Below are 26,090 nucleotides of genomic sequence, written 5' to 3' on the forward strand. Positions count from 1 at the left end.
GGAAGGAAACTTGAATCAAAATCCATTCATTTCAAGGTTGTCTGAGCCTTGAGACTCATGGTCATAGAGCATTTTAACAATATCGGCAAATAGAGGATTGACGCCGCCTTCATCAATAGCGACTTCAAGGTTAACGGTGACAAGCGCATATTTGGGCCGATCGAATGGAAAATACCCGGCGAACCATTTATGGTGAAGCTGTCCTGCATTATTGTAAACTGCGGTTTCCGCTGTCCCGCTTTTCCCGGCAACTTCGTAAGGCAAGCCGGAAAAGTAGCGTCCCGTCCCTTCTTCATCAGCGACTACAGATTTTAAAAGCCGCTGCAGACGGATCGCTGTGTACTTGGACAGCTGCCGGTCTTCCGTCTGGCGGTCAAATGTGTATAGCGGGGTCTCGTTGCCGTACTGGATTTCTCTTGCCGTTCTCACTTTCATCTTTTCTCCGCCTCTGGCTATGGTTGCCATCATATTCGCGACACCAAGGGGAGTTAGCCGGACTTCCTGCTGCCCAATTCCCGTCTGGGCTGCAAGTCTTTCATCTCGCTTCGCTCCTTCTTCCGTATAGATTCTCCCTTTTGCAGCCTGAAACTGCTTGAAGCCGTCCAGCCGGAATACTTCCCCAGTCCAGCTCAGCTCACCCGTCAACCCAAGCCTGTCAGAATATTCCTCTAAGGCGCCCGGATCCTCATTCGCGAGGCGTGACGCCAGTTCGGCAAATGTGCGGTTGCAGCTTCTCGCAAAGCTCTCTTCCAAATTCAGCGGGCCGAGCTCTCTGGCTGCTGGTTTTCCGTACAGATCGAGACTGCAGTCGAATGTCTCCTTTTCATCGACCATCCCTTTGTCAATGGCGGCGGCCGCGACTGCCGTTTTAAAGACCGATCCGGGGATATGCTGCTCGAATAGCATGTTTTTGGCCCCTTCCCCGGAAAACGGATCGTCCCGATCCATAACCGGCCTCGAGACAGCGGCAATGAGCTCGTTCGTTTCAATATCGAGCAGGACAGCACCGCCCTTTCGGATGCCATGACGATCCAGCAGCATCTCCATCTGCTCCTGAATCTCTTTATCGATCGTCGTTTTCACTTTAAGAGGATAAAAAGGATTCCCGCTGCCAGTGTATTTCACATCCATACCGAAAAGCGGCTGGCCGATTCCGTTTACATGGTAAATCAGTTTCTCTTCACGCTCTGCTTGGAGCAGTTCTTCAAAGCTCTTCTGCATCCCGGTCAAGCCGATTTTCCTGCCGGGAACGAACGCTTGGCCAGGGTACTCCCGTTGGTACTCTTCCCGGTTTTCTCCCGTAATCCCGAGCAGCTGGGCGGCCGGACGGTTTGGTGGAGCAATCTTTCTTACAATCGCATAAACACCTGGCATTTCCAGTTGATTGATTTCGGAAGCCTCCTTCTCACTAAGTGCTAACGGGTTGTTTTTGCCGAAAACGAACGGTTCATCCTCCCGGTCGATGGCCTTGATGATCTCCTCTTTCTCCACCTTTAAGATTTCAGCCAATTTGTCCGGTTCCCAGTCGTGGTTGCGCAAAAAAGGGAACAGCACAAGCACCCTCTCCTCTTCATAGGAAAGCGGATGGCCATGGCGATCCAGGAACTGGCCGCGACCGTCATCAATCATAAGCTCCTGCGTTCTTTGCCTGACGCTCTCCTGGAGCAGGTTTACATGGTGTTTGGAAAAATCCTCCGTCTGGAAAAGCTGGATTTGCATCAGCCTGACCGCTAGTCCTAAAATGCCAATAAAAATGACGGCAATCACTATTTTCATCCGCCGTTTCGTCACGGGGGCATCACCTCAGAAAACAGTGTTGCCGTTTTTTCCCTGCCTCAATCAGCAGTCATGCCCATTCTCCGGTGAAACACAAAAAGCACATACCGTGTAGATATGCGCTTTTATGCTTGTCCTATTTTCGATATTGATTAGCTAATGGACACGAGGCGTACCTTCATCTCGCCGCCCGGCGTTTGAACGACGACTTCCTCGTCCACTTTATGGCCGAGCAAGCTTTTCGCAATCGGTGAATCATTGGAGATTTTGCCTTCAAACGGATCTGCTTCGGCACTGCCGACAATCGTATAGGTTTCTTCGTCTCCATCCGGAAGCTCTACGAAAGTAACCGTCTTGCCCAAGGCGACGGTATCAGAGTTCAGCTCGTCTTCCTGAATGATCTTCGCATTACGGATCATGTTCTCAAGCGTCGTGATCCGGCCCTCTACGAATGCCTGCTCCTCCTTCGCGGAATCATACTCTGAGTTCTCGGATAGGTCTCCGAAGCTGCGGGCGATCTTAATCCGCTCCACTACTTCTTTACGTCTTACTGATTTCAAATATTCGAGTTCTTGTTCCAACTTTTCTTTTCCGGCTTCAGTCATAGGAAAAACTTTTTCCATTGCCAATTCCCTTCACTCCTTATCAGATGCCCTCCCGGCTTGTCCGGGATGCTTTTCTATGCATGACAGCACCGGGCGGATGAATCCCGCCCGGACGCTCCGTCTATAATCTTGGCGCGCCCATGAAAAAGGGCGCGCCTCACGGTACATCTATTAGTATCTATGCTATCGTATTACAAAAATGTCTTTTGTTCAAGAATTGTTTGGATTTTTGTGGCAACAAGGTCAATGGCCACGACATTTTTTCCGCCTTCCGGGATGATCACATCCGCATAGCGTTTTGTCGGTTCGATAAACTGATTATGCATCGGCCTTACGACATTCAGGTATTGGGCAATGACCGAATCGAGCGTCCGCCCGCGATCCTGGATGTCCCTCCTGAGCCTTCGGATGATGCGGAGATCGGCATCCGTGTCGACAAATAGTTTGATGTCCATCAAGTTTCTAAGCCGCTCGTCCTCAAGCACCAGAATCCCCTCAAGTATGATAACCTCTTTTGGCTCCACATGAATGGTTTCTTCCGACCTTGTATGGAGCGTATAGTCGTATACCGGCTTTTCTATCGCTTCATATCGGAGCAACGCTTCGATATGCTCAATCAAAAGATCGGTATCAAACGCAAGGGGATGGTCATAGTTTGTCTTCAGCCTTTCCTCAAATGGAAGGCTAGCTTGGTCTTTATAGTAGTAATCCTGTTCAATGACCAGTACGGAATGGCCTTTAAAGTTTTCGTAGATTGAATTTGTTACACTCGTCTTGCCAGATCCCGATCCTCCGGCGACGCCGATGATAACTGGCTTCCTTTTCATTACAAGAAGACTCCTTTCCTATTGCGGCTTTCTCTTGCTGACAGCCAAACCGTCCCCGACCGGGAGAATGACGGTGGAAAAGTCCTCCCTCTCCATAAGCCATTCATTGAACTTCCTGATCTTCTCAGCAATGTTCCGCAGTCTCTTCTTCTCGGTCTCCGCACCGGCGACAAGTCCTTTGAACAGGACATTGTCCGTATATACGCAGCCTTTTTCGCTCAGAAAAGCAGTATACCCTTCAAAGAACTTTGCATACTGCCCTTTTGCCGCATCGATGAAAATCGCATCAAAAGGGCCGAGCTTGCCTGCCTCATCAAAAAGCTCAAGCGCGTTTCCCTTCATGATCGTAATCCTGTTGTCATGGGCCGATTTCCTGACATTTTCAACTGCAACAGCATAACGGTCTTCATCCATTTCAATCGTGACAATCTCTGCCTGAGGCAGCGCATCTGCCATTCTGAGTGCCGAGTAGCCAATCGCCGTTCCAATCTCCAGGATTTTTTTCGGTTCTTGGATCCTCATGAGCTGCAGCATCGCATTCATGCCCGACGGCTCCATGATCGGCACCCGGTTTTCCTCTGCATACCGTTCAAGCTCTTGAAAAAATGGGGACCGGTCCGGGATGAGGCTGTCCAAATATTGATTGATCAAATCTTCCATCCTGTGACTACTCCCTTTTGTTCGTGATATATTTTTCCTTCAGTACATTGTGCTCTTCAAGTGTTTTTGAGAAGTGCACCTTGCCCGTTCCGTATTCAGCGAGGAAGTAAAGATAATCGCTCTCTTCAGGTTCAAGAGCTGCTTCAATAGAAGATTCTCCGGCTGCGGCAATCGGTCCAGGCGGCAGTCCTTTATGCTGATACGTATTATATGGGGAATCAACTTCCAAATCTTTGTAGGTCGTCCGTTCCTTATGCTTCCCAAGCGCGTATAAAACAGTCGGATCGGTTTGCAGCGGCATGTCCGTCTCCATTCGGTTATAGAAAACGCTTGAAATCATTTTACGGTCCACTTCCGCGGTCGCCTCTTTCTCAATCAGCGATGCCATCGTAAGCAGCTCATGGATGTCCATGTCTTTTTCAGCCAGCTGGGCGCTGTATTTCGTTACGACCTGACTTGTCTGTTTTATCATCGTATCGATAACCGAATCGACGGTTGGCTTTTCCTCGTAAATTGGATAGGTTGCCGGGAACAGATAGCCTTCGAGCGGATGCTTAATATCCGCGTTCTCCAAGATGGATGGATCCAGCAAGTTCGGATACTTCTCGATCTGCTGCTTAATGAAATCCTTATTATCGAGCCTGTCCATAATGTCACTCTTTTTATGGCCGGTCTGTTTAGAGATGATCGCCGCAATTTCATCCAGCTGCAATCCTTCCGGCACGGTGATTTTGAACATGGCTTCCCGGACGAGTTTTCCGGTTTGCAGCGTCTTCGTAATTTCTTCAAGTGACATGGATGGAGTCAGCTGATAATTCCCTGCCTGGAAACCGGAGATATTGTTGAATTTCACATAATACTTGAAGACTGTACCGTTTTTGATGATTCCTTTTTTCTGAAGCAAGTTGCCGATTGATGTGGCAGAAGAGCCGATTGGCACTTCAATGTTTTCCTGTTTATGATTGTCCGGCTGCATCGGCTTTAGCGCTGATGCAACGTATAAATAACCAGCAAGAGCCGTCCCGGCTATCGCCAATAGTAGAATTAACGCTATGATACCGACAATTTTCCTGATCGTTCTCGCCTCTTTTCTCCGCTCAAGAAGATGATTACGCATCGCTTCCTTTATCTTCTGCTTGTCTATTTCGCGGTCTTCCCCCTTGGCCATGGCGGCAGTCCTCCCTCCGTCAAGCACCTTTTCGCTGACGCTTCGTATATTATACTATATTTCCCCTGAAATTCACGCGGAAAATGGCGAAACTGGAAATCGCCTGCCGGTTCATGTCCGGAGAGTCAATTGACTGTCAAAAAAGCTTCGACAGAATTGACAAGAAGGAGAAACGTTTGGCTTGAGATAACTTATCTTTCACTCTCGCGTAATCAGAGCTTGGAAAAGCTGTCGTCACGAAGAAGACACCGCCTATCCGCTCTTCTCACTCGCATTACGTGAAGCCCATACACCGGCTTCTTCTATTATTAAGAATCTTTTTGGACGGAAATCTGTGGGGGTGAATTGTTACCGGCCCAGAACTGCGTGCGGCCCGATGGGTTGAGTGATCACAGGATGATTTTGCTGTAGGGCGTGCGAAAGCAGCAGGGAGCGGCTGTCTTCCGTCACATAGGAATATTCCCAGTCCCCTTTAGCGTTAGGTTCACATTCGTTACATACACGGAATACTATAATGACCTTCGGCCGGCTTCACGTTCACTCTCAGGCACATAAGGCCTTCTATGCGACCCTCGGCTCGGTTCGCGGGCATTTTCGGGCACATAGGGACCTTCTATGCGACCTTGGGCTCGGTTCGCGGTCGCTTCCGGGCACATAGGGACCTTCTATGTAACCCTCGGCTTAGTTTGCGGCCGCTTTCGGGCACATAGGGATCTTCTATGTGACCCTCGGCTCAGTTCGCGGTCACTTTCGGGCATATAGGGGTCTTCTATGTGACCCTCGGCCGGGTTCCGTAGGCTATGGAAACGTGCCTCTTTGCCTACAAAACAAACGGGGCCGTCGCAAAGGATCAGCTTGCGCTGATGCTCTCTGGACAACCCCTCAGTCAGGTTTGCTCTATTTTATTCCTCTTCTTCTTCTTCAAGGAATGTATTCAGCATTTCTTCGATCATGTCCCACTCTTCTTCTGTTTCAATCTGCTGAAGGCTGCCTTCTTCGCCCTCTTCATTTTGAACATAAGCGGAAGCGTGGATTTCGATTTCTTCGTTTTCATCCTCTTCTGCTCCAACAGGGAAGTACAATACATACGATTTGTTGAACTCTTCAGAGTCAAATGTGAATAGTATTTCGTGAAGCTGCTCGTTTCCGTTTTCATCGACTACTGTAATATGCTTTTCATTTTCCATTTTTTTCACCTCATTATTGTTGGCTGTCCAAATATCCTTGAAGGATCATGGAGGCGGCCATCTTATCGATCACTGTTTTGCGTTTTTTCCTGCTAACGTCTGCTTCCAGCAACACTCTTTCAGCCGCCATGGTCGTCAGCCGCTCGTCCCAGAGCAAGACTGGAAGACCGAACAGCCGTTCAAGATTCGCAGCATAGGCTTGGGATGCTTCACCGCGCGGCCCAATTGTATTGTTCATGTTCTTCGGCAGGCCGACAATGATCTTCTCGACTCCATACTGGTGGATCAGTTCGCCGATCCGGTCGAATCCGAACCGTTCCTTGTTCTCATTGATCGCGATCGTCTCGATGCCCTGGGCTGTCCAGCCGAGCTCATCACTGATGGCCACGCCAACGGTTTTGGAACCAACATCCAAACCCATCAATCTCATGTATTATCCCTCACGATGTTGTTTTAAATACGATTTCACCAGCTCTTCGATGATTTCGTCGCGTTCCAGCTTTCTAATGATATTACGTGCGTCCTTATGCCTAGGGATATAGGCGGGATCCCCAGACAGGAGATAGCCGACAATTTGATTGATCGGGTGATATCCTTTTTCTTCGAGCGCTCCGTAAACTTGCAGTAAAACCTCTTTGACATCATGCTCCATCGGATCCTCTTGGTAATCGAAACGCATCGTTTTATCAAAAGAGCTCATATACAACACCTCTCTTAAGACTGCCGTGAAAAGGCCAGATTGTTAAACATTACCTTCATTGTACATGATTTCTTGATGGAATCAAATTAATTTTACCCACTCTTTTGCATAGTTAAGCGCATCGGCAAGCTTTTCAGGGTCTTTTCCGCCGGCCTGTGCCATATCTGGGCGGCCGCCGCCGCCTCCGCCACAGCGGGTAGCAACTTCTTTCACCAATTTTCCGGCATGGTACCCTTGCTTGATCAAGTCTTCCGTAACCGCCGCGATAATATTCACTTTCTCGCCTTGGGCGGAACCAAGAACAATCACCCCGGAACCGATTTTCTTTTTCAGATCATCGGCCATATTCCGCAGTGTATTCATATCAGCTGCTCCGACCTTTGCAGATAGAAGCTTAATGCCGTCGACTTCCTCCAAATTATCCAAGATCGCGCCGGCCTCGACATTGGCGAGCTTCGCTGTCAGCGATTCATTCTCGCGCTGAAGCTCCTTCATTTCAGCCTGGATTGCTTCTGCACGATGAACGATTTCTTTCGGTTTCGTTTTTAAAATGGCAGCTGCCTGGTGAAGTCGTTCAATTTCAGCATTCATCAGTTTGAATGCACCTTCTCCTGTCATTGCCTCTATCCTGCGGGTTCCTGCGCCGATTCCGCTTTCGGAGACAATTTTGAACAGCCCAATAGAGGACGTATTCGGTACGTGGCAGCCTCCGCATAGTTCCAGGCTGTAATCACCGATTGAAACGACGCGGACGATCTCTCCATATTTTTCTCCGAAGAGTGCCATCGCTCCCATTTCTTTCGCTTCATCCAAATTCTTGTAATCGGCATTGACCGAGATGTTCGCCCAGATTTTTTCATTTACGATCTGTTCGATCTTTTCCAGTTCTTCCGGCTGCACTTGGCCGAAATGGGAGAAGTCAAAACGGAGACGGTCAGGCGTAACAAGGGATCCTGCCTGGTTGACGTGCTCCCCGAGAACATCTTTCAAAGCGCGCTGGAGCAAGTGGGTCGCCGTATGGTTTTTAATAATTTTGTTCCGGCTTTCTGCATCAACTTTCGCCGCAACAGCCGCTCCTGATTTGAACGTTCCCTCCTCCACCTTGCCGCTATGGAGGTTCTGTCCGTTAGGGGCCTTCTGTACTTCCGTCACACGGACAATAAACCCATCACCCGAAACCGTTCCTTTATCCGCAATCTGGCCGCCGCTTTCCGCATAGAATGGAGTTTTGTCGAGAATGAACTGGACTTCTTCCCCTGCTGCCGCTTGCTCTGCCACTTCGCCGTCTTTCAGAAGAACGAGCACAGTCGCTGCACTTTCAAGTGATCCGTATCCGATGAATTCACTTTCCACTCGGATGTCGCCGAGCACGCCGCCCTGCACTTGCATCGAGCCTGCATCCTGGCGCGCGGATCTTGCTCTTTCACGCTGTTCTTCCATTGCCGCTTCGAAGCCATCATGGTCAATCTTCATACCGTCTTCCTCGGCATATTCCTCTGTCAGCTCAACCGGAAATCCATAGGTATCGTACAGTTTGAACACATCACTGCCTGAAAGAGTGTCCTTGCCTGTTTCCTTCGCTTTTTTGATCATGGAAGAAAGAATTTCGAGACCATCATGGAGGGTTTCATGGAACCGTTCTTCCTCATTTTGGATCACTTGTGCAATGAAGTCGGTTTTTTCCACAACGTTTGGATAATAATCCTTCATGATGCTGCCGACAACTGGTACAAGTTTGTACATGAACGGCTTATCAATTCCAATTTTCTTCGCATAGCGGACAGCCCGGCGAAGCAGCCTTCTGAGCACGTAGCCTCGGCCTTCATTTGAAGGAAGAGCCCCGTCTGCCACGGCGAAAGCAACCGTACGGATATGGTCGGCAATGACTTTGAATGCCGTATCGGCTTCAGCATTGCTGCCATAGCGGCTGCCGGAAAGCGCCTCTGTCTCCTTGATGATCGGCATGAAAAGGTCAGTATCAAAGTTGGTCGGAACGTTTTGCACGACCGATGCCATCCGTTCAAGCCCCATCCCTGTATCAATGTTTTTCTTCGGCAGCGGCGTATAAGAACCGTCCGGGTTATGGTTGAATTGGCTGAATACCAAATTCCAGATTTCCAGATAACGCTCATTCTCCCCACCTGGGTACAGCTCCGGATCTTCAGGATCATCTCCGTATTCCGGCCCGCGGTCATAGAAAATTTCCGTATTCGGGCCACTCGGACCTTCACCGATATCCCAGAAGTTCCCTTCGAGCCGGATGATCCGTTCTTCCGGCAAGCCGATTTTCTCATGCCAGTAGTTATGGGCTTCATCGTCCTCAGGATGGATTGTCACGGACAATTTCTCCGGGTCAAAGCCAATCCAGTCAGGGCTTGTCAGGAACTCCCATGCCCATTCAATCGCTTCTTCCTTGAAATAATCGCCGATGGAAAAATTCCCAAGCATTTCGAAAAACGTATGGTGCCTTGCCGTTTTTCCGACGTTTTCAATGTCATTCGTCCGGATCGATTTCTGAGCATTCGTAATCCGCGGATTTTCAGGAATGACGCGGCCGTCAAAATACTTTTTCAGCGTAGCCACTCCACTGTTGATCCAAAGCAGAGTCGGATCATCATGAGGGATGAGCGAAGCACTCGGTTCAATACTGTGGCCCTTTTCCTTGAAAAAATCCAAAAACATCCGCCTGATTTCGGCACCCGTTAAATACTTCATTTTTCTTCCTCCAATCTTTAATAAAAAACAAAAAAGCCCCACCCCTGGACAGGGGCGAAGCTTGTGTTCGCGGTACCACCCTGATTAATGGGAAAGATTTCTCCCATTATCTCAATGATTCCTTAACGCGGAAAAACGGCAGGGATTAGCTGCTCTCGGGATTAGCGGTTTCCAGCCTTCTTCGGGAATTTCTTTCAGCCTGGGAAATTCCTCTCTGGCCAAAGGGTAATGGAACCATGGATCCTTCTTCAATTTGCCTGTCATTTTGCTTTATATGGAGATTATAGAAATAAAGCGGCCGTTTGTCAATCAGAGGTTGCCGTCCGCGATTTACTTCGGGCAATTTGCCGTATATTTCGCCTGGCTCGATTGCCAACTCGATAATATATATTCTCCACTCACGGCATGCGTGCGCCAGTTCGGTAATATATTCCCCAGTTGCGACATATATTCCGAAAGTTAGTTGATATCCGAGGACTCGCATGGTCCATATTACCCCAGCGGTACTCAGGACGTCCGGTTCAGACGGATAAAATGGTCTCTTGCATGGACGATTGCAATTTTAATGATCACTAGAAAGGGGATGGCAAGCACGAGGCCAGCAATCCCTCCAACTTCGCCGCCCAAGATGAGCGCACCGATAATGAATAGCGGATGAACATTGATCGATTTGCCGATAATATGCGGCGACAGGAAATTGCTTTCTAGAAACTGAAGAACAAAGATGATGCCGATGGCAAAAATGGCAAGCTTCACTGATGACATAACGGCGATCAAAACGACCGGGACGGCGCCGATAAACGGCCCGAAATACGGGATGACATTTGTGATGCCGACGATGATGCCGAGCAGGATTGGATAATCGAGCCCGAGCAACCAGAACGAAACGGCCGCCGCGGCTCCAATCAGCAAACAGACAAGGAGCTGGCCCCGGACGTATTTTCCGAGCGACAGGTTTACAGCCCCGACAAAAGCCGTCCCGCTTTCCCGCCATTTTTTCGGCGTCACATACCATGCAGCCTTCTTCACCTGGCCGATATCATTTAGGAAATAAAAGGCGACGAACGGGATAACCGCCAGCACAATCAAGAAATTGACCCCTTCGACAAGCACCGAAATGATTTTTTCAAGAAATTGTTCCAGCCAGCCTTCAAAATCGCTGATCCGCTGCCCCACCTGCTCCCGGATAGCAGGGGGGAGTTTTTCCGTCTTGTCATCAATCTGCCTTAACCAGCTGCGGTACTGCTCTGCGAGTGCAGGCACCCTTTCCGATAATTCGCCAACCTGTTCGATGATTACCGGAAACCCGACATAGAGACCATATCCGCCGCCGCCGAAAAAGATCAAATAGATCAGGATTATAGCAAAAACTCGTTTCATGCCGGCATTTTCCAGCCTGGCAACGAGCGGCTGAAGTAAAAAGGCGATAAATCCGCCTCCAAGAAACGGGAGAAGTCCGAAAAAAACGGCGCGCAGCACTGGCTGCCAGAACGGTTTCAGCAGCAGAAGACAGTATAATATCAATAATATAAGCAAGATAAGTACAAGTGTTTTAATCCGCTGCAGACTCTTTTCCTTCATGCAATCCCCTCCCGTTGTATTGTTCCGGAGACGAGGGGGTTTTATCCATTTGACCGAAAACATATAAAGGCACTAGCCAAAAGCGGCGGATGATGTCTCATTTATTTTGCAGCAAAAAGACCGACACACAACTCATTGTGTATCGGTCTACTCAACTCTATTCTCTTTGGCTCGGCTCGCCTAAAAACCGTTATTTTTCTTTAACCTCCAGGCCGTCTACTGCCTCTGCTACTTTTAAGAATAACGGACGTTCTGATCCATGCGGAGTGTCCGGATAGTGGGTGGATAGATAAAGCTCACCATCAAGCGATTCGAAAAGACTTGAGTGCCCTGCATTGCGATCCATCAAGAGGCGTGAATCGTGTTCCCAAGGTCCTTCTACTTTTCCTGTTCTTGAACGGGCGACTGCGACCGTATAACCGCCCAATCCCCAATCACCATAATTTTGGATAGAATAGCTGGACCATAACAGCAAAAGATCCCCATTCTTAGCTTCATATAAAAATGGCGCATCCGTCAGGTATCCTTCTTTTTCGATGCGCGGATCGCCAAAAGACCGGATCCACGGCATCTCTGCTGCATTTAGAATCTCAATTGAATCACCGTATGAAGCTGTAAGATCTTGCTTCAAACGGATTGCTTTTATTTTCCCTTCATACTCTTGCGTCCATTCATGGCAAAAAAACATCCAGCGCTGACCATCTGGGTCTTCATAAAAAGTTCCGTCCAAGCACTCCCACTGATTTGGAGTAACGGCCTTTTCACTATGCGGTGCATAGGGACCCGCGGGATGATCAGCTATCAAAATGCCGGTTCCGCGATGTTCACCAATTCCACCCTTAAACGTCGCGAACATATAGAACTTCCCGTCTATCTCAAATACTTCGGGCGCCCAATAGTGGCGTACTCCCCAAAAACCGGCAGGGGGTTGGAAGGCAAGATAAGGCCCTTCCCAATGAAGCAGATCATCGCCAACATACACTTCAAAAACCGGATCCACGTCCCCGCACCCATCAGCAAACGTAGTTCCAAATAAATAATATTTCTTTTCTTTATGATGGGTGAAGACAAATGGATCTCTCATGTGAATATCGGCGGTAAAGACGGATTTGATTGTTCGAAATCCTCTTTCCATCACGCCTTTTCCTTTTTGACAATTTCATCATGCCATTGCTCATTGATCTTCCTGATTTCCTGCAGATCGCATTTTGGTTCTCGATCATATGTGAGCAGTCCGTTAATTTCCTGCTCGACATCTGTCAGCTGTGTATAGCAATAGCCGTGGAGGATTTCAGATTGGTAAACATGCCCGATAATCCGCTTGTAATCTTCGAGGAACTCCTCACTTCCCGATACGGACGTATAGCCCCAACCGCTGTCGTCGCCGACTTTGTATCCAATCCCGCCGAACTCCGTCAAAATAATAGGCTCTCCCTCATGACGAAACCCTTCGGCATAGATGTTTCTCTTGGCAGGCATTGATTGCAGCAGTTGTTCCTTTGTCGATAAGGATTGCCTGAACACTTCTTGCTTGGCGACCTCCTCTTTCGAGCCGTGGTTGTAATTATGAACCGCGCAAATATCAGTCCTTGTCAGTTCCCAGCCGTCATTGGAAATGACCAGCCTGGTTGGATCTAATGCCTTAAGCAGATGATACATGGCGAGAGAATGATTTTGCTGCTGTTTATCGATCCGAACATTCGGGATGCCCCAACTTTCATTCAAAGGAACCCACGTGATAATCGAAGGATGATTATAATCTCTTTCGACCGCTTCCATCCACTCGCCCGTTAAACGTGAAGCTGATTTTTCACTGTAAGAGGCAGATGATGCACACTCGGCCCAGACGAGAAACCCTAAACGGTCCGCCCAATAGAAAAATCGGGGATCCTCAAATTTTTGATGCTTCCGGCAACCATTGAAGCCCATTTCCTTTGCGAGCTCGATATCTTTCACGAACGCTTCATCTGCAGGGGCTGTCAACAATCCTTCAGGCCAGTAGCCTTGGTCTAATACAAGTTTTTGGTAGTATGGTTTGTTGTTTAGAAAAACCATTCCATTTTCGGTGTGGATCTTTCTCATTCCGAAATAAGAGGTTACTTTGTCTAAAACTTCATTTTTCTCTTTCAAAGTCAACACACAATCAAACAAATTGGGATTTTCGGGTGTCCAGCACCAGCCATCATGATGATAACCTGTACGGAAAATCTTATGGTTGAAAAGATTGATCGAACGTTTCGTATACGTCTCTTGCAATGTCACTGAGTCCATTGCGACAATTTTATTTTGAAAAGAAATCTCGATGTCTACTTGTTTGCCAATGTAGTCGCCCTGCACTTCCCACTCGAGCTGAATGTTCCCTCCATCTACATCAGGTGTAAACCTGATTGTATCAAAATGCACAGGATGGACGGACTCCAACCAGACCGTCTGCCAAATCCCGGTGGTCCTTGTGTACCAAATCGAAGCGGGCTCCTCTTCCCAAAACTGTTTTCCGCGGGGAATCGTTTCATCGGATGACGGATCATGTACCCTCACTGTTACGGTTTCGTCTTTTCCTGTCAGGCAATGTGTGATATCGAAGGAAAATGGCGTACCGCCTCCCTCATGGAACCCGACAAATTCTCCGTTTACATAAACCCAAGCACGATAGTCCACTGCTCCGAAATGAAGAATGACCTGCCTGTCCTTCCAGCTGGATGGGACGGTAAATTGACGGCTGTACCAGACCCAATCATGAAATGATGGATCATGGATTCCACTCAATTCTGTTTGATACGCAAAGGGCACGTCAATCTTCTTTTTCAATAAAACTGGATCTTGGTGCCAGCCTTGCTGCAGGCCGATATTCTGATCATCAAACGAAAAATTCCAAGTTCCATTTAAATTCACCCAGTCTTTTCTGACAAGCTGTGGTCTAGGATATTCTTGGCGTCTCATATTATCTGTCTCCTTTATTTTATACCTGAATTGGTAACACTTTGGACAAAGTATTTATTCGCAAAGAGGAAAATCGTAATGGCTGGTATGGTAGCTATGACAGTAGAAGCCATCATTTTTGCCGGATTCACGAAATTTGCCCCCTGAATAAGCGTAGCGATCCCTAAGCTGATCGTTTTCATTTCATTCGAATTTACAACGAGGGAAGGCCAAAGATAATCGTTGTAAATGGCCATGAATGTGATAATCGCTAATGTGGTGGCGACTGGCTTAATGGAAGGGAAAATAACATGCCTCAAAATATCCCATTGTGACGCTCCATCTATATAGGCAGCCTCTTCCAAATCCCTTGGAAAGCTGAGGAGAAAGTTATAAATCAGAAAGACTCCCATCGTGCCGGCCGTATAAGGCAATATTAATGGAAAGAATGTATCCAGCAAATTGAGGCTTTTGAAAATATAAAATGCAGGAAATAGGGTAACAATCCCCGGCACCGTCAAAGCGGCCACAATCATGCCGAGAAATATCTTTTTGCCTGGAACATTCAATCTGGCAAGTGAATACGCCGCCAGAATATCGATTGCCACAACTAAAACCGTTCCGATGACCGTTATGATAGCTGTATTAAGAATCCAGCGGATTATCGGGGCATCGGTTGTGGAAGAAAAAATGTCGATGTAATTTTGGAATGTCCACGTTTTAGGCAGAATGGCAGCACTGGACATGGATTCACTTAATGTTTTGAACGATGTGAACACCATCCATATGAGCGGCAATAGAAAAAGAATGGCTATTAGGCTGGCAAGAGTGACAATCATGATATTTTTCCTTCTTGTCCGATTCATGCTTCATACCCCTTCCTTTTCTCTTTTTCTTCCCATTGCATATTGCATCGCTGTGATGAGCAGCATGATAAGACCCATAAGAATGGCCATCGCTGAACCCGCCCCAAGCTGATTCATACTCATGACCGTGTTTTGGATGCTCATGGTCAATGAAGTTGTCGATTGTTCAGGACCGCCTGCCGTAATTAGTTTCGATTGCCCATATAAATTAAAGGAAGCGATGACTGTCATAATGACAATGAACAAAGCAACATTCCGTATTTGCGGCAAAATGATGTAGATAAATTTAGCGAAAAAATTCGCTCCATCTAAATCGGCTGCTTCATATAAACTTGGATCCACTTCATCGATGGCATTAATGAATAACATCATATTGAAGCCGATCGTCCACCAAACAGTCGCTATCAGCACGGATAACCATGCATAAGGCTGCTGGCTGAGCCAACTGACAGGCTCCTTCAATATACCTCCTGATACAAGCACACTATTAATAAACCCGCCGTTTTCGTTAAAAAGCCACAGGAATATAGCAGAGACAGCGGTGACCGATATGGAATAGGAAACAAAATAGATCGTCCTGAATAAAGGCTTCAACTTCGCCGGCAACTGATTAATGATCAACGCCAAAATTAACGCAATCAATACGAGAGGCGGGACACTAATGACAACGAAAACAAGTGTGTTTTTTAATGCCACTTTGAAATAATCGTTGTAGAGCGTGCCAGGCGTTAAAATATCTACATAATTTTGCAGACCGACAAATCCATTATTGCCAGAAGAGAGATTCCAGTTATGCAGGCTTACATAGATTCCTACAAGCACAGGTATCGCCCAAAACAAAAGAAAACATAGAAAAAAGGGAGTTACCATCATAAATGCCGAGGTTTTTGATGTGGCGCCTTTTTGCATGTTTTGTAACCTCCTATGTCTAGTAATCATTTTCTGAGATTAGGATCATTGTAAAATGGTAGATTTCTACTCTTATAAAGAAGAGTGACGACAAAAGAGCCGTCACTCTTCTTCCTTAACTCTCTCTAATCACTTTGGCTTCGTTTGCGCAATTTGCTGAGCTTGCTTTGTTGCTGTTTCCAGTTCCTTCATTAATTGATCTCTTGACAAATCTTTTTTTGTAACAAGCTGACTAAATACCTTTTCATTCATATAGCGAATTTGCTCGCCGTATTGGTACACTTGCGGCGGTTTCACATAATCATCGAACTGTTTTTGGTTTTGAAAAGCGATTTCATACTTTTCTGGCTCGGCTTTGATTTTTTCGATTGTTGCCATATGAACAGGCGCCTGGCCCCCTTCAGCCCAATTAAGCAGATTCTCCGGCGTATACAAGTAGGTAAGGAATTCGGCAATACCCTCTAGTTTTTCTTCATCTTTTACTTTAGAGGAAAGGGAGATCATATGAGCATTTCCATAAGCAGCAGGCTGTTTACCAATTTGCGGGATTGGTGCTATTCCCAATGCATCTCCATATTTTTCTTTCGCCGCCCCATAGAACCATGGGCCAGTCAAAGCAACAGCTGTTTGAACAGATGAACCTGATTCCGCCTCTTTCATGAATGCTTTAAATTCCCCATCCAACCCTAAATTGGCAGGCGAAACCTTGTCTTTCCAAACCATATCGTGGAATGTCATTAAAGCATCAGCGAACTCGGGCTGCGCAAAATTCAGGCTATCGCCATCCTTTAGATCAATCCCATTTTGAGAGGCGATCATGAGCATATAGAATTCAACCAGACCAGAAGATGGAATGCCCAATGCATATAAATCCTTGTTTGTTGCTTGCAATTCAGCGTTCAAAGCTTTTAAATCTTCATACGTTTTAGGAGCTTCGGTTACAAGATCTTTGTTATAAAACATGGTAAGCGGGTGGATATCCAGCGGGAAACCGTATCGTTTTCCATCAAGCTCCGCCAATTCCATTCCAGCTGGGTGAAAATCAGACTCCTTAAACCCGGCCTTTTCATACATTGAGTCAGCTTCAGCAATCAGTCCGTCAAGTCGGTACGTTTCAAGATTGTTGCCATGGATTACGACTAAATCATAATTCCCAGATTTAAATTTGGTATAATGCTCTTTTTCTTGGCTTTCAACAACCCGGTATTTATCCTGTGACTTATTGAAGCCTTCCGTAATTTTTTTCATATAGGCTCCATCACCGCCAGTAAAGCCGTTAATGAAGGTGATTTCTACGCGGCCATCCTTTGATGCAGACTTATTACTGCTGCATCCGGCAAGAACAAGAACAACCGAGAAAACAAGAAGAATCCATTTACTAAACTTCATTTGTAAACCCTCCTTTTTAATAAGCGCTTTCATAACGTTGAATTCATTATTACATGATTTAGTGTAATGAATCAAGTATTTATGTAATAATAATTTTTTTAGCGGATAGACAATCACAAAAAAGGCCGTAAAAAGTGCATAAGAATAAAAAAAGCCCCTTCAAGGAGCTACACTGAAACCATTCACTATGAGCGGATTTAACTGATACGGGCATATTTTATCTTCATGATCAAGCCCTGTTCGTAGTTTCCGAACTTCGATCCAAATATATTGATGCCTCCTTGATTCAATGCATCTTTTTTTACTCCAAGTTTTAATGAAATATAAGGCCTCTCCTGAAGCTTGAGCTGATCAATTGTGACATCTGAAATTTTAACACCATCAATAAAACTGCCTTCACTATTGATATTCCAATATTTTAACAGGCCGTATTGCGTATTATGAGTTTCCCACCAAGAGGGTGTTAAAAATCCTCGCTCACCACCAAAATCAGCTGGACTTGTCCATTGTCCTATCTCCTGATCATTTATGGAACACGAAATATCTGAGGGCCAGTCCATATTATGGTATGGTGCTTCTGAACAAAGTTCAACAGAAAAACTTAACTCTTCCACTTCTGTTCCATAAGGAACACGGTTCGGAAAATGATATTCGATATAACCAGAGCGGAACCAGATCAACTGTGCATTTTTCCGCTCTGGTTCAAAAAAAGATCTCGGGTCATCCAAAATATGAATAATCCCTTTATCACTGATTAGGCCGCAAGTCGGTTCAACCTGGCAATGAACATATTCCCCAATATTTAACTCAAAAGTAATTTCATCATCAACTAACGGCTCTTTTTCCTCCAGATCAATCGTAATACGGTCATAAAGCTTTGAGCTGACTTTTTGATTTCCTCTTCCCGGAACAATTTCAGTTTTTATTAAATTTGCTTCTTCCAATTTTTTAATATGTGCTGCTGCAGTCGAAAAAGGTATATTTAACAGCTCCGATATATCATTTACGTTTCTCGGGCCGCCTGTCAATTGTTTTAAAATCTCCACCCGATGCTCGTTTGAGAGCGCCTTTGCTATTTCAATCGCTTCATGCAAAGTTAATTGTAAGTTTCTCACGTCAGTCTCCTTTTATTTCATACTTTACTGTAATAATATCGTTAGACAGGTGGTGAATACAAGGAAAGAAGTTGTGAGCCTTAAAAAAAGTGTATAAAAAAGGAAATAAAAAAGGGGACTGGATGAAGGAAACGCCTATCGGCTTCCTTCATCAGCCCCCCATTTTCTAACTCAATTTTCTCTCCCGCTCATCAAACAAATCATCCAGCGAGCTTAGTGAACCGTCTTCTTCCACCTGATGGGTGTGGATGGTTCTTCCGCCGATAGAAAGTTCAATGAAGCAGTTCCAGCAGTAGTATTGGTTGATTCCGATCTTCCCCAGATCCTTGCTTTGGCAATTCGGACATTTCATCATGGGTATATGCCACCTCGCAGCTTATTTAACCGACATGATGATGGCGTCCTTTCCAATCTGTGGTGGGTTTGGAGTCCGTATTACTCTCTTTCCTTGCGATATGTCAGAAAAGAAACCATCGGTCAGTTCGTATGCCACGATTGTGCCCATTTCCTCAAGGAAATATACATCATCGAGAAGGCCAAGCTGCTCTCCGTCTTTCGATAACGCTGTTTTTCCCGAGAGGGGACGCTTGCAGTTCATCGTGAATTCATTTTCCTGCTGCTCATACTGGGGAAGCTCCCCTTTGTTTTTCAGCAGAATCGCATCATCCCCGAACGTGCGGATTTCTGCAACCGGCACCCGGTATTTACGGCCGACCAGCCCTTTTCCAAGGAGGAGGACGTCCGTTACAGTCCCGTCTTCCCGGATGCAGATGTCCAGCACTTCTCCAAGCATTTCACCGTCATTTCCATATACAGGCATGCCTTTTAAGAGAGAAAATGTCCGCAAAGTATCCCGCCTTTCCGAACAGACTTATTTTTTGCCGTTGGCGGGATTTCATTAGTCGCAACATTTTCCAAGCGGATATTTAGACAAAGTCATATGGCGTCACGGTACCCATACCGATCATCGGATCGATCAGCATAATCGAGTCTTCCGTCAAAGGCGTCTCCGCTGCCGCCTTCGTTTCCTCCGAAAGGTGTTCGCTGTCCGTCAGTTTTTCGTACAGCGAGGTTTTGCGCTTCTGATCGTCTTCCCGTTCAACACCTGAACGGAATGCGGATTCTTCCCCGCACATAATCAGGAATTTTTTGCTTCTCGTAATCGCGGTATATAGCAGGTTTCTCCGCAGCATCCGGTAGTAGCTTTTGACAACCGGCAGGATGACGATCGGAAATTCGCTGCCCTGAGATTTATGGATTGAGCAGCAGAAAGCATGGGTGATCTGATTGAAATCCTGACGGGAATACGTCACTTCCGTCCCTTCATACGAGACGATCATCATATCCTGCTTCTCGGTGTTTTCCTTGGCATAGAAAATCGAGATGATTTCGCCCATATCGCCGTTGAATACATTCTGCTCCGGCTGGTTGACGAGCTGAAGGACCTTGTCGCCGATCCGGTATTTCACCTCACCGAACGAGAGCTCCTTCCTGCTTCCATCAGGGTTCGGATTGAAGATTTCCTGGAGGATCTTATTGAGGTTGTCGATCCCCGCCGGTCCGCGGTACATCGGAGCGAGCACTTGGATATCCTTGGCTGCAAATCCTTTCTGCCTCGCATTTTTGACGATCTGCTCCACCGCTTCGGCGATCTGGCCGCTGCCGCAGCGGATGAAAGAACGGTCCTTCTGCTGTGCTGAAAAATTGGCTGGCAAGCCTCCCTGCTTGATTGCATGGGCCAGCTCAATAATCGAAGATCCTTCTGCCTGGCGGTAAATATCCGTCAGCTGTACAGTCGGTATGACACCTGAACGGAGCAGATCCTTCAGCACTTGACCGGGTCCGACAGACGGGAGCTGGTCCTCATCGCCGACAAAAATCACCTGGATGTCATCCGGCAAAGCTTTCAGCAGCTGGTGGGCAAGCCACGTATCGACCATCGACATCTCATCCACGATGAGAAGCCTGCCTTCGACCTCTCTCCCCCCTTCTGAATCAAGGTCTTCCTGGCCCGTCATTCCGAGCAGCCGGTGAATGGTCATCGCCGGAAGCCCCGTTGACTCGGCCATCCTCTTGGCGGCACGCCCCGTCGGCGCTGTCAAAAGGACAGGAAACGGTTCTTCTTTGTATGATTTCGGGTCAAGCGAAAGGCCGTGCAGCTCCGCATACAGCTCGACAATCCCTTTGATGACCGTCGTTTTCCCTGTACCCGGGCCGCCCGTCAGAATCATCATCGGATTCATAAGCGCCGTGCGAATTGCTTCCTTCTGAGAAGGGGCATACTCGACGCCAATCCGTTCTTCCAGGCCGCCGAGAGCAAGCAGGAACTCCGATTCAGGAAACTGGTCGGCATATTGAGTCTGCTCCAGCAGGCGGTGGATGCTTGTGACGATTCCTTTTTCGGAAAAATAAAGGGAGGGCATATAGGCGCGCTTATTCTCGCCGATAATTTTCCCTTCTTCCTCCAGCTTGATCAATTCTGCAGAGATGCTCGTATAGTCAATCTCGAACGGCTGGCTTTGTTCGAGCAGCTTTTTAACATTGACGAGCAGCTCGCGGACATCCGCATACACATTGCCGTTCTGCAGGCATTCCGTTTCCAGCGTATACAGGCACGCCGCTTTTATCCGGTCCGGATGGCTGCCGCTGATACCAAGCTGAGAACCGAGTTCATCTGCTCTGCCAAACCCGATTCCTTCCACATCTTCAATCAGCTGGTAAGGGTTTTTCTGGATAATGGACAACGTTTCCTCTTTATAGGCCTGATAGATCTTCATCGAAATCTGCGGGCCGAAGCCGTACTGGTTGAGACTGATCATGATCTGTTCAAGCCCCTGGTGTTCGACAAGCGTATCATACAGGTCCTTTGCTTTTTCCGGAGGGAGTTTCGGGACGGTGTCCAAAAGGGAAGGCTGCGAGAGGATCTTGGAGATGGCATCTTCGCCGAGTGCCTTGACAATCCGCTCCGCCGTCTTGCGTCCGATTCCCTTGAACAGTTCACTTGAAAGATAGGCGACGACCCCTTCTTCCGTCTGCGGAATATCCTTTTTGAAACGCTCCGCCTGGAATTGCATGCCGAATTTTGGGTGATCCTTCATGATGCCGTAAAATACATACGTCTCCTCTTCATGGATCCGAGGAAAGTAGCCGGTGACTACCGCTTCCTTATCCGTCATTTCCAGATTCGTATCGGAAATACGAATCCGGACGACCGAATACATATTTTGCTCATTGTGAAAAATCGTCACGAGGTGGCGTCCTTTTATGTATTGTTCATTTTCGGAAAATAGATCAAGTGAATCTTGCCGCTCCATTGCGGACCCTCCTTATTCTTCCCCTTCCTCCTCGGCCAGCACCGCTTCCATTAACTTCTTTCCATTCGCGGCGAGCGCATGATCCGGCTGGATGCTGAGGGCCTGTTCGAAATATCCAAGTGCTTTGGATGCATCCTCCTCTGCCGCGGCAAATGCTACGCCGAGATTATATAGGGCATCGGCATGATCCGGTGTGGTTTCCAAAACCTTCTCTAGCTGTGGAATCGCTGCATCGTATTCTCCGACTTTAGCCAGTGCAATGGCGTACTGGAATCTTGCCTCGGCGTCCTCTTCATTCAATTCAACGCTCCGCTGCAAGTACGGAAGGGCAAGCGCATCCCGGCCAAGGTTGACGAAGCACATGCCGAGCATATAGGCGATATCATTCGATTCAGGATCAAGTTTCATTGCCTTTTCGAACATTTTTGCCGCTTGTTCAAAATCTTCTTTGTTAAAATAAAGATTTCCATAACTGTAGTAGGCAGCAGACGCCTGATCGTCCACTTCAAGCGCTCGCTTCAGAAATTGTTCTGCGCGCTCCGGGTCTCCCACTGAAATGAGCACATTGGCGAAATTGATATAGCCGACCGCGTCCTGCGGATTTTCCTCAATTGCTTCTGTAAAAAGCTGGACCGCTTTTTCAATATTTCCTTGCTGTAAGTACTGGATGCCTTCAAAGTTTTTATCCATATGTCACTCTCCGAACGTTGATTTTGTATAGAAATTATATCATATCCTTTAAAAAAGAAAGAGCATTCCTCCCTGCCGCTAATCCGGCCTTGGAGGAACTGCTCTAATGTTCAGCCTACGTACAGCAATTTTTCTTCATTTTTAAAAATCTGATCGATTGTACCTCCGCCAAGGCATTCCTCGCCGTCATAGAAGACGACAGCCTGTCCTGGCGTAACCGCTCTGACCGGTTCCTTGAAGATCACTTCCGCTTCTTTTCCAGGCAAAAGCCGTACGGTCACTTCATGGTCCGGTTGGCGATAACGGAATTTCGCAGTGCATTGGAATTCAACCGGTTTTTCTGTATCTGATACCCAGCTGAGATCTGTTGCTTTGATCGAAGTGGAGTAAAGGGATGGATGATCAAACCCTTGCTCAACATAGAGGACATTGCGCTTCAAGTCTTTGCCGACGACGAACCACGGATCTCCCGCGCCTCCGATGCCAAGACCATGGCGCTGGCCGATCGTATAATACATCAGCCCGTCATGCTTGCCGACTTTCTTGCCCCCGAGCGTCTCCATTGTTCCTTCCTGTGCAGGCAGATAACCGCTCAGGAATTCCTTGAAGTTCCGTTCGCCGATAAAGCAAATGCCGGTGCTGTCTTTTTTCGTTGCGGTGGCAAGGCCAGCTTTCAAAGCGATTTCCCGTACCTGCTTTTTGTCGATTTCCCCAATCGGGAAAAGGACTTTTTCCAGCTGCTGCTGGCTCAGCTGATTCAAGAAATACGTTTGGTCCTTGTTGTCATCTGCGCCACGAAGCATTTTTACTTCTCCACCGCTCCGGTCGACCTGTGCATAATGGCCAGTTGCCAAATAATCGGCGCCAAGCTTCATTGCATGGTCAAGGAACGCCTTGAATTTGATCTCTTTGTTGCACATCACGTCAGGGTTCGGTGTCCTGCCGGCTTTATATTCATCAAGGAAATAAGTGAAAACCTTATTCCAATATTGTTCTTCGAAATTGACGGCATAATACGGAATGCCGATCTGGTTGCATACCCGGATGACGTCCTGGTAGTCTTCTGTTGCCGTGCATACTCCATTTTCATCGGTATCATCCCAGTTTTTCATGAAAATGCCGATTACTTCGTAGCCTTGCTCTTTTAGCAAGAGGGCTGCAACTGATGAATCGACGCCACCCGACATGCCCACAACGACCCGTGTTTGTTCAGGTGCTTTGTTCATTTTTCATCTTCCTTTCACTTTTGCAGCCTGCGGACGATTTCCGCTGTTTTTTGGGCTGCTTCCTTCACTTGCTCGACTGAAAGGCCGAGGCCAAAACTGAAACGGATCGAATTTCGCGCACGCCCAGACTCTTTGCCGAACATCGCCACAAGCACATGCGACGGTTCGACCGATCCGGCTGTGCAGGCGGAACCGCTTGATGCGGCTATACCGGCCATATCCAAGTTGACAAGCATTGATTCTACGTCCGTTCCTGGAAAGCTGATATTGAGTACATGGGGCAGACGGAAATCCTCTGACCCGTTCACTTTGTATTGAATCCCTTCTCTGTCCAAAATCGACAAAAAGGTGTTTGTCATTTCTTTGTATTGTTCTAACTTCTGTTCGCGCGATGCTTCCATCACCTTGACTGCTTCAGCGAAACCGGCGATTGAAACAAGATTCTCCGTTCCAGCCCGGCGTTTCATTTCTTGCTCACCGCCGTACGTAGCCGGAGCAAGGTTCGTCCCTGTGCGGACATAAAGAAAGCCGGTTCCTTTCGGGCCATTGATTTTATGAGCCGTCACCGAAAGCAGATCCACCTTCAGTTCGTCCACATCAAGCTTGACAGCCCCGTATGCCTGAACAGCGTCCGTATGGAAATAGGCCGGATGATCCTTCAGCAGCTCCCCGATTTCCCGGATTGGCTGGATTGTGCCGACTTCGTTATTCCCATACATGACGGTTACAAGAATTGTATCATCACGGAGCGCCTTTTTCACATCTTCCACAAGGATTCTGCCTGTTTCATCCGGCTCAAGCCAAGTGACTTCGAAGCCTTCCTTCTCTAAAAATTGGCAGGCATGGAGGACCGCATGATGCTCGATAGAAGTCGTGATGATATGTTTTCCCCGCTCTCGGTTCATTCTAGCGGTTCCAATAATCGCCAGGTTGTCCGCTTCCGTGCCGCTGCCTGTCAGGACAATCTCCGTAAATTTCGCATGGATGCTGTCGGCCAGGATCGTCCTTGATTCATCAAGGATTCTCCTTGCCTCTCTGCCAAATGAGTGGATGCTGGACGGATTTCCGAAATTCTCCGTCATCATTGCTGCCATTTTTTCGGCGGCCTGCGGATGAACAGGCGTTGTCGCTGCATGGTCCAAATATATTTTTTCCATCCTTTTCACCCTTCTCAACGATTAAATATAGTACATATAGGAATCGAGGCCGTCTTGGCTCTCGTCTTCGAAATTTGCCAAGTCTTCAACTGTCGTGTGATCGAGTACGCCTTTGACTGCATCACGGATGCGCATCCACAGGTCACGCTTTGCCGGCTCCTCATCATCAATTGCCTCCACAAGGCTGATCGGGCCTTCCAGAACCCGAATGATGTCGCCTGCAGTAATGTTTGCCGGTTCATCTGCCAGCATATATCCGCCGTAAGCACCGCGAATGCTGCGGATCAAGCCGGCATTCCGGAGCGGCCCGGCGAGCTGTTCCAGATAATGCTCGGATAAGTTATACGTCTTCGCGATCGATTTTAATGAAATCGGTCCTTCCCCATGACGCTTTCCCAATTCAATCATTATGGTCAGACCATAGCGGCCCTTCGTCGAAATCTTCATTAACTTGCACCCCGTTCTATTTTCTTGCCCGAATCTTCGCGTTTCATCCATCTTTCCGTCCACTTCTGGCATTGCGGAAGGGCAATGCCAATGCATGTTCCCGCCGCCAAACTGAAAATGACGGTGCCGATGAATACTGGGCCGCCTAGCATCCAGCCGATGACCAGGACGATCACTTCCATCGCCCTTCTTGACTTTGCGACAGGCCACCCGGCTTTTTCAGTGAGCGCGAGCATAAAGCTGTCGCGCGGACCGGCCCCCAATTGAGCGGACAAGTATATTCCCATTCCATATGCGTAAACAAGCATGCCCACAAGGAACATCACCGTTTTTCCCGGCCATGTTTGAGGCTGCGTTATAAATGGCATTGCCATGTACATATCAATAAAAATGCCGACAAGCAGCATATTCAAATAAGCGCCGAACTGCGGCCATTCTCTCAGCATGATCGCGGCGCTTCCCAAGATAAGAAAGCCGACAAGGATCGACCAAGAACCGACCGTAAGTCCAAATTGGTAAAATAGCCCGACATGCAGCACATCCCATGGCGAGGCGCCAAGATCAGACCTGATCATCAGCACAATGCCGAGAGCCATAATAAGCAGGCCGACTGTAAATATCAGTAAGCGGGCAATCAAATGATCCTTTTTTCGCATGTACCTGGCTCCTTTGCATTCACACATTATATCATATTCACACCATTGAATGCATATTTGCAAGGGGCCTGCTCCAAAGATCCTATCATTGGAATCGTGTGGTGCTGGATTTTGCTTCCCCCTTTTAAACGATGATGCAAAGACGAATGCATATTTGCAGTTGATTTGCTATGATGGAGGAAG

Annotated in this window: 24 protein-coding genes; all 24 read right to left on the reverse strand. The window is 47.5% G+C overall.

All coding sequences use genetic code 11. From position 1 onward, the window contains the following. Positions 1 to 15: 15 nt before the first annotated feature. The gene (locus AC0TWI_RS20260) at positions 16 to 1,791 is read right to left on the reverse strand and encodes a peptidoglycan D,D-transpeptidase FtsI family protein (RefSeq protein ID WP_488128153.1); all 1,776 of its coding nucleotides are present in this window, start codon (positions 1,789 to 1,791) and stop codon (positions 16 to 18) included. 137 nt (positions 1,792 to 1,928) lie between these two features. Then, the gene (gene greA / locus AC0TWI_RS20265; protein ID WP_488128154.1) at positions 1,929 to 2,405 is read right to left on the reverse strand and encodes a transcription elongation factor GreA; all 477 of its coding nucleotides are present in this window, start codon (positions 2,403 to 2,405) and stop codon (positions 1,929 to 1,931) included. A 167-nt stretch (positions 2,406 to 2,572) separates the two neighbouring features. After that, complete coding sequence (gene udk / locus AC0TWI_RS20270) at positions 2,573 to 3,208, reverse strand: uridine kinase (RefSeq protein ID WP_488128155.1); 636 nt, start codon at positions 3,206 to 3,208, stop codon at positions 2,573 to 2,575. A gap of 18 nt (positions 3,209 to 3,226) precedes the next feature. Continuing rightward, the gene (locus AC0TWI_RS20275; RefSeq protein ID WP_488128156.1) at positions 3,227 to 3,868 is read right to left on the reverse strand and encodes an O-methyltransferase; all 642 of its coding nucleotides are present in this window, start codon (positions 3,866 to 3,868) and stop codon (positions 3,227 to 3,229) included. Between the two features lie 7 nt (positions 3,869 to 3,875). Beyond that, the gene (gene mltG / locus AC0TWI_RS20280) at positions 3,876 to 5,036 is read right to left on the reverse strand and encodes an endolytic transglycosylase MltG (protein ID WP_488128157.1); all 1,161 of its coding nucleotides are present in this window, start codon (positions 5,034 to 5,036) and stop codon (positions 3,876 to 3,878) included. 902 nt (positions 5,037 to 5,938) lie between these two features. Next, on the reverse strand, positions 5,939 to 6,223 hold the full coding sequence (locus tag AC0TWI_RS20285) for a DUF1292 domain-containing protein (protein WP_488128158.1): 285 nt from the start codon (positions 6,221 to 6,223) through the stop codon (positions 5,939 to 5,941). 13 nt (positions 6,224 to 6,236) lie between these two features. Further along, positions 6,237 to 6,653: a Holliday junction resolvase RuvX gene (ruvX, locus tag AC0TWI_RS20290; protein ID WP_488128159.1), complete on the reverse strand. Its 417-nt coding sequence runs from the start codon at positions 6,651 to 6,653 to the stop codon at positions 6,237 to 6,239. Between the two features lie 3 nt (positions 6,654 to 6,656). After that, positions 6,657 to 6,923, reverse strand: coding sequence for an IreB family regulatory phosphoprotein (locus AC0TWI_RS20295; protein ID WP_488128160.1), 267 nt, complete (start codon positions 6,921 to 6,923; stop codon positions 6,657 to 6,659). A gap of 81 nt (positions 6,924 to 7,004) precedes the next feature. After that, on the reverse strand, positions 7,005 to 9,638 hold the full coding sequence (gene alaS / locus AC0TWI_RS20300) for an alanine--tRNA ligase (protein WP_488128161.1): 2,634 nt from the start codon (positions 9,636 to 9,638) through the stop codon (positions 7,005 to 7,007). A gap of 507 nt (positions 9,639 to 10,145) precedes the next feature. Then, on the reverse strand, positions 10,146 to 11,219 hold the full coding sequence (locus AC0TWI_RS20305) for an AI-2E family transporter (RefSeq protein WP_488128162.1): 1,074 nt from the start codon (positions 11,217 to 11,219) through the stop codon (positions 10,146 to 10,148). Positions 11,220 to 11,409: 190 nt separating this feature from the next. After that, positions 11,410 to 12,354, reverse strand: a complete 945-nt coding sequence (locus AC0TWI_RS20310) for a glycoside hydrolase family 43 protein (protein ID WP_488128163.1) — start codon at positions 12,352 to 12,354, stop codon at positions 11,410 to 11,412. Beyond that, a complete protein-coding gene (locus AC0TWI_RS20315; protein WP_488128164.1) occupies positions 12,354 to 14,159 on the reverse strand; it encodes a glycoside hydrolase family 2 protein in 1,806 nt (601 codons plus the stop codon). The genes AC0TWI_RS20310 and AC0TWI_RS20315 overlap by 1 nt, the downstream gene beginning before the upstream one ends. Positions 14,160 to 14,173: 14 nt before the next feature. After that, positions 14,174 to 15,004, reverse strand: a complete 831-nt coding sequence (locus AC0TWI_RS20320; RefSeq protein WP_488128165.1) for a carbohydrate ABC transporter permease — start codon at positions 15,002 to 15,004, stop codon at positions 14,174 to 14,176. A 3-nt stretch (positions 15,005 to 15,007) separates the two neighbouring features. Continuing rightward, positions 15,008 to 15,913, reverse strand: a complete 906-nt coding sequence (locus AC0TWI_RS20325; RefSeq protein ID WP_488128166.1) for a carbohydrate ABC transporter permease — start codon at positions 15,911 to 15,913, stop codon at positions 15,008 to 15,010. 129 nt (positions 15,914 to 16,042) lie between these two features. Beyond that, complete coding sequence (locus AC0TWI_RS20330) at positions 16,043 to 17,302, reverse strand: extracellular solute-binding protein (protein ID WP_488128167.1); 1,260 nt, start codon at positions 17,300 to 17,302, stop codon at positions 16,043 to 16,045. Between the two features lie 197 nt (positions 17,303 to 17,499). Then, entirely contained in the window at positions 17,500 to 18,417 is a 918-nt protein-coding gene (locus AC0TWI_RS20335; RefSeq protein WP_488128168.1) for an ArsR/SmtB family transcription factor, read from the reverse strand. 166 nt (positions 18,418 to 18,583) lie between these two features. After that, entirely contained in the window at positions 18,584 to 18,772 is a 189-nt protein-coding gene (locus tag AC0TWI_RS20340) for a hypothetical protein (protein ID WP_488128169.1), read from the reverse strand. Between the two features lie 21 nt (positions 18,773 to 18,793). After that, complete coding sequence (locus AC0TWI_RS20345) at positions 18,794 to 19,264, reverse strand: PRC-barrel domain-containing protein (protein ID WP_488128170.1); 471 nt, start codon at positions 19,262 to 19,264, stop codon at positions 18,794 to 18,796. A 79-nt stretch (positions 19,265 to 19,343) separates the two neighbouring features. Then, positions 19,344 to 21,731 (reverse strand): SF1B family DNA helicase RecD2, encoded by a 2,388-nt coding sequence (recD2, locus tag AC0TWI_RS20350; protein ID WP_488128171.1) that lies wholly within the window; start codon positions 21,729 to 21,731, stop codon positions 19,344 to 19,346. 12 nt (positions 21,732 to 21,743) lie between these two features. Beyond that, positions 21,744 to 22,421 (reverse strand): tetratricopeptide repeat protein, encoded by a 678-nt coding sequence (locus tag AC0TWI_RS20355; RefSeq protein ID WP_488128172.1) that lies wholly within the window; start codon positions 22,419 to 22,421, stop codon positions 21,744 to 21,746. Between the two features lie 110 nt (positions 22,422 to 22,531). Continuing rightward, complete coding sequence (gene mnmA / locus AC0TWI_RS20360) at positions 22,532 to 23,647, reverse strand: tRNA 2-thiouridine(34) synthase MnmA (protein ID WP_488128173.1); 1,116 nt, start codon at positions 23,645 to 23,647, stop codon at positions 22,532 to 22,534. Between the two features lie 14 nt (positions 23,648 to 23,661). Beyond that, complete coding sequence (locus AC0TWI_RS20365) at positions 23,662 to 24,804, reverse strand: cysteine desulfurase family protein (protein ID WP_488128174.1); 1,143 nt, start codon at positions 24,802 to 24,804, stop codon at positions 23,662 to 23,664. A 21-nt stretch (positions 24,805 to 24,825) separates the two neighbouring features. Further along, positions 24,826 to 25,251: a cysteine metabolism transcriptional regulator CymR gene (gene cymR / locus AC0TWI_RS20370; protein WP_488128175.1), complete on the reverse strand. Its 426-nt coding sequence runs from the start codon at positions 25,249 to 25,251 to the stop codon at positions 24,826 to 24,828. Next, positions 25,251 to 25,907, reverse strand: coding sequence for a YczE/YyaS/YitT family protein (locus AC0TWI_RS20375; protein WP_488128176.1), 657 nt, complete (start codon positions 25,905 to 25,907; stop codon positions 25,251 to 25,253). The genes cymR and AC0TWI_RS20375 overlap by 1 nt, the downstream gene beginning before the upstream one ends. Positions 25,908 to 26,090 lie beyond the last annotated feature (183 nt).

The sequence above is a fragment of the Lederbergia sp. B243.17 genome (assembly GCF_057657925.1).

Bases quoted from the DNA above. Each gene is read 5' to 3' on its own strand.
- AC0TWI_RS20355 (WP_488128172.1), bottom strand. From the start codon at position 22,421: ATGGATAAAAACTTTGAAGGCATCCAGTACTTACAGCAAGGAAATATT.
- AC0TWI_RS20340 (WP_488128169.1), bottom strand. From the start codon at position 18,772: ATGATGAAATGTCCGAATTGCCAAAGCAAGGATCTGGGGAAGATCGGA.
- AC0TWI_RS20325 (WP_488128166.1), bottom strand. From the start codon at position 15,913: ATGCAAAAAGGCGCCACATCAAAAACCTCGGCATTTATGATGGTAACT.
- alaS (WP_488128161.1), bottom strand. From the start codon at position 9,638: ATGAAGTATTTAACGGGTGCCGAAATCAGGCGGATGTTTTTGGATTTT.
- AC0TWI_RS20330 (WP_488128167.1), bottom strand. From the start codon at position 17,302: ATGAAGTTTAGTAAATGGATTCTTCTTGTTTTCTCGGTTGTTCTTGTT.
- AC0TWI_RS20295 (WP_488128160.1), bottom strand. From the start codon at position 6,923: ATGAGCTCTTTTGATAAAACGATGCGTTTCGATTACCAAGAGGATCCG.
- udk (WP_488128155.1), bottom strand. From the start codon at position 3,208: ATGAAAAGGAAGCCAGTTATCATCGGCGTCGCCGGAGGATCGGGATCT.
- cymR (WP_488128175.1), bottom strand. From the start codon at position 25,251: ATGAAGATTTCGACGAAGGGCCGCTATGGTCTGACCATAATGATTGAA.
- AC0TWI_RS20305 (WP_488128162.1), bottom strand. From the start codon at position 11,219: ATGAAGGAAAAGAGTCTGCAGCGGATTAAAACACTTGTACTTATCTTG.
- AC0TWI_RS20375 (WP_488128176.1), bottom strand. From the start codon at position 25,907: ATGCGAAAAAAGGATCATTTGATTGCCCGCTTACTGATATTTACAGTC.
- AC0TWI_RS20365 (WP_488128174.1), bottom strand. From the start codon at position 24,804: ATGGAAAAAATATATTTGGACCATGCAGCGACAACGCCTGTTCATCCG.
- AC0TWI_RS20285 (WP_488128158.1), bottom strand. From the start codon at position 6,223: ATGGAAAATGAAAAGCATATTACAGTAGTCGATGAAAACGGAAACGAG.
- AC0TWI_RS20275 (WP_488128156.1), bottom strand. From the start codon at position 3,868: ATGGAAGATTTGATCAATCAATATTTGGACAGCCTCATCCCGGACCGG.
- mnmA (WP_488128173.1), bottom strand. From the start codon at position 23,647: ATGAACAAAGCACCTGAACAAACACGGGTCGTTGTGGGCATGTCGGGT.
- AC0TWI_RS20310 (WP_488128163.1), bottom strand. From the start codon at position 12,354: ATGGAAAGAGGATTTCGAACAATCAAATCCGTCTTTACCGCCGATATT.
- AC0TWI_RS20315 (WP_488128164.1), bottom strand. From the start codon at position 14,159: ATGAGACGCCAAGAATATCCTAGACCACAGCTTGTCAGAAAAGACTGG.
- ruvX (WP_488128159.1), bottom strand. From the start codon at position 6,653: ATGAGATTGATGGGTTTGGATGTTGGTTCCAAAACCGTTGGCGTGGCC.
- AC0TWI_RS20320 (WP_488128165.1), bottom strand. From the start codon at position 15,004: ATGAATCGGACAAGAAGGAAAAATATCATGATTGTCACTCTTGCCAGC.
- recD2 (WP_488128171.1), bottom strand. From the start codon at position 21,731: ATGGAGCGGCAAGATTCACTTGATCTATTTTCCGAAAATGAACAATAC.
- mltG (WP_488128157.1), bottom strand. From the start codon at position 5,036: ATGGCCAAGGGGGAAGACCGCGAAATAGACAAGCAGAAGATAAAGGAA.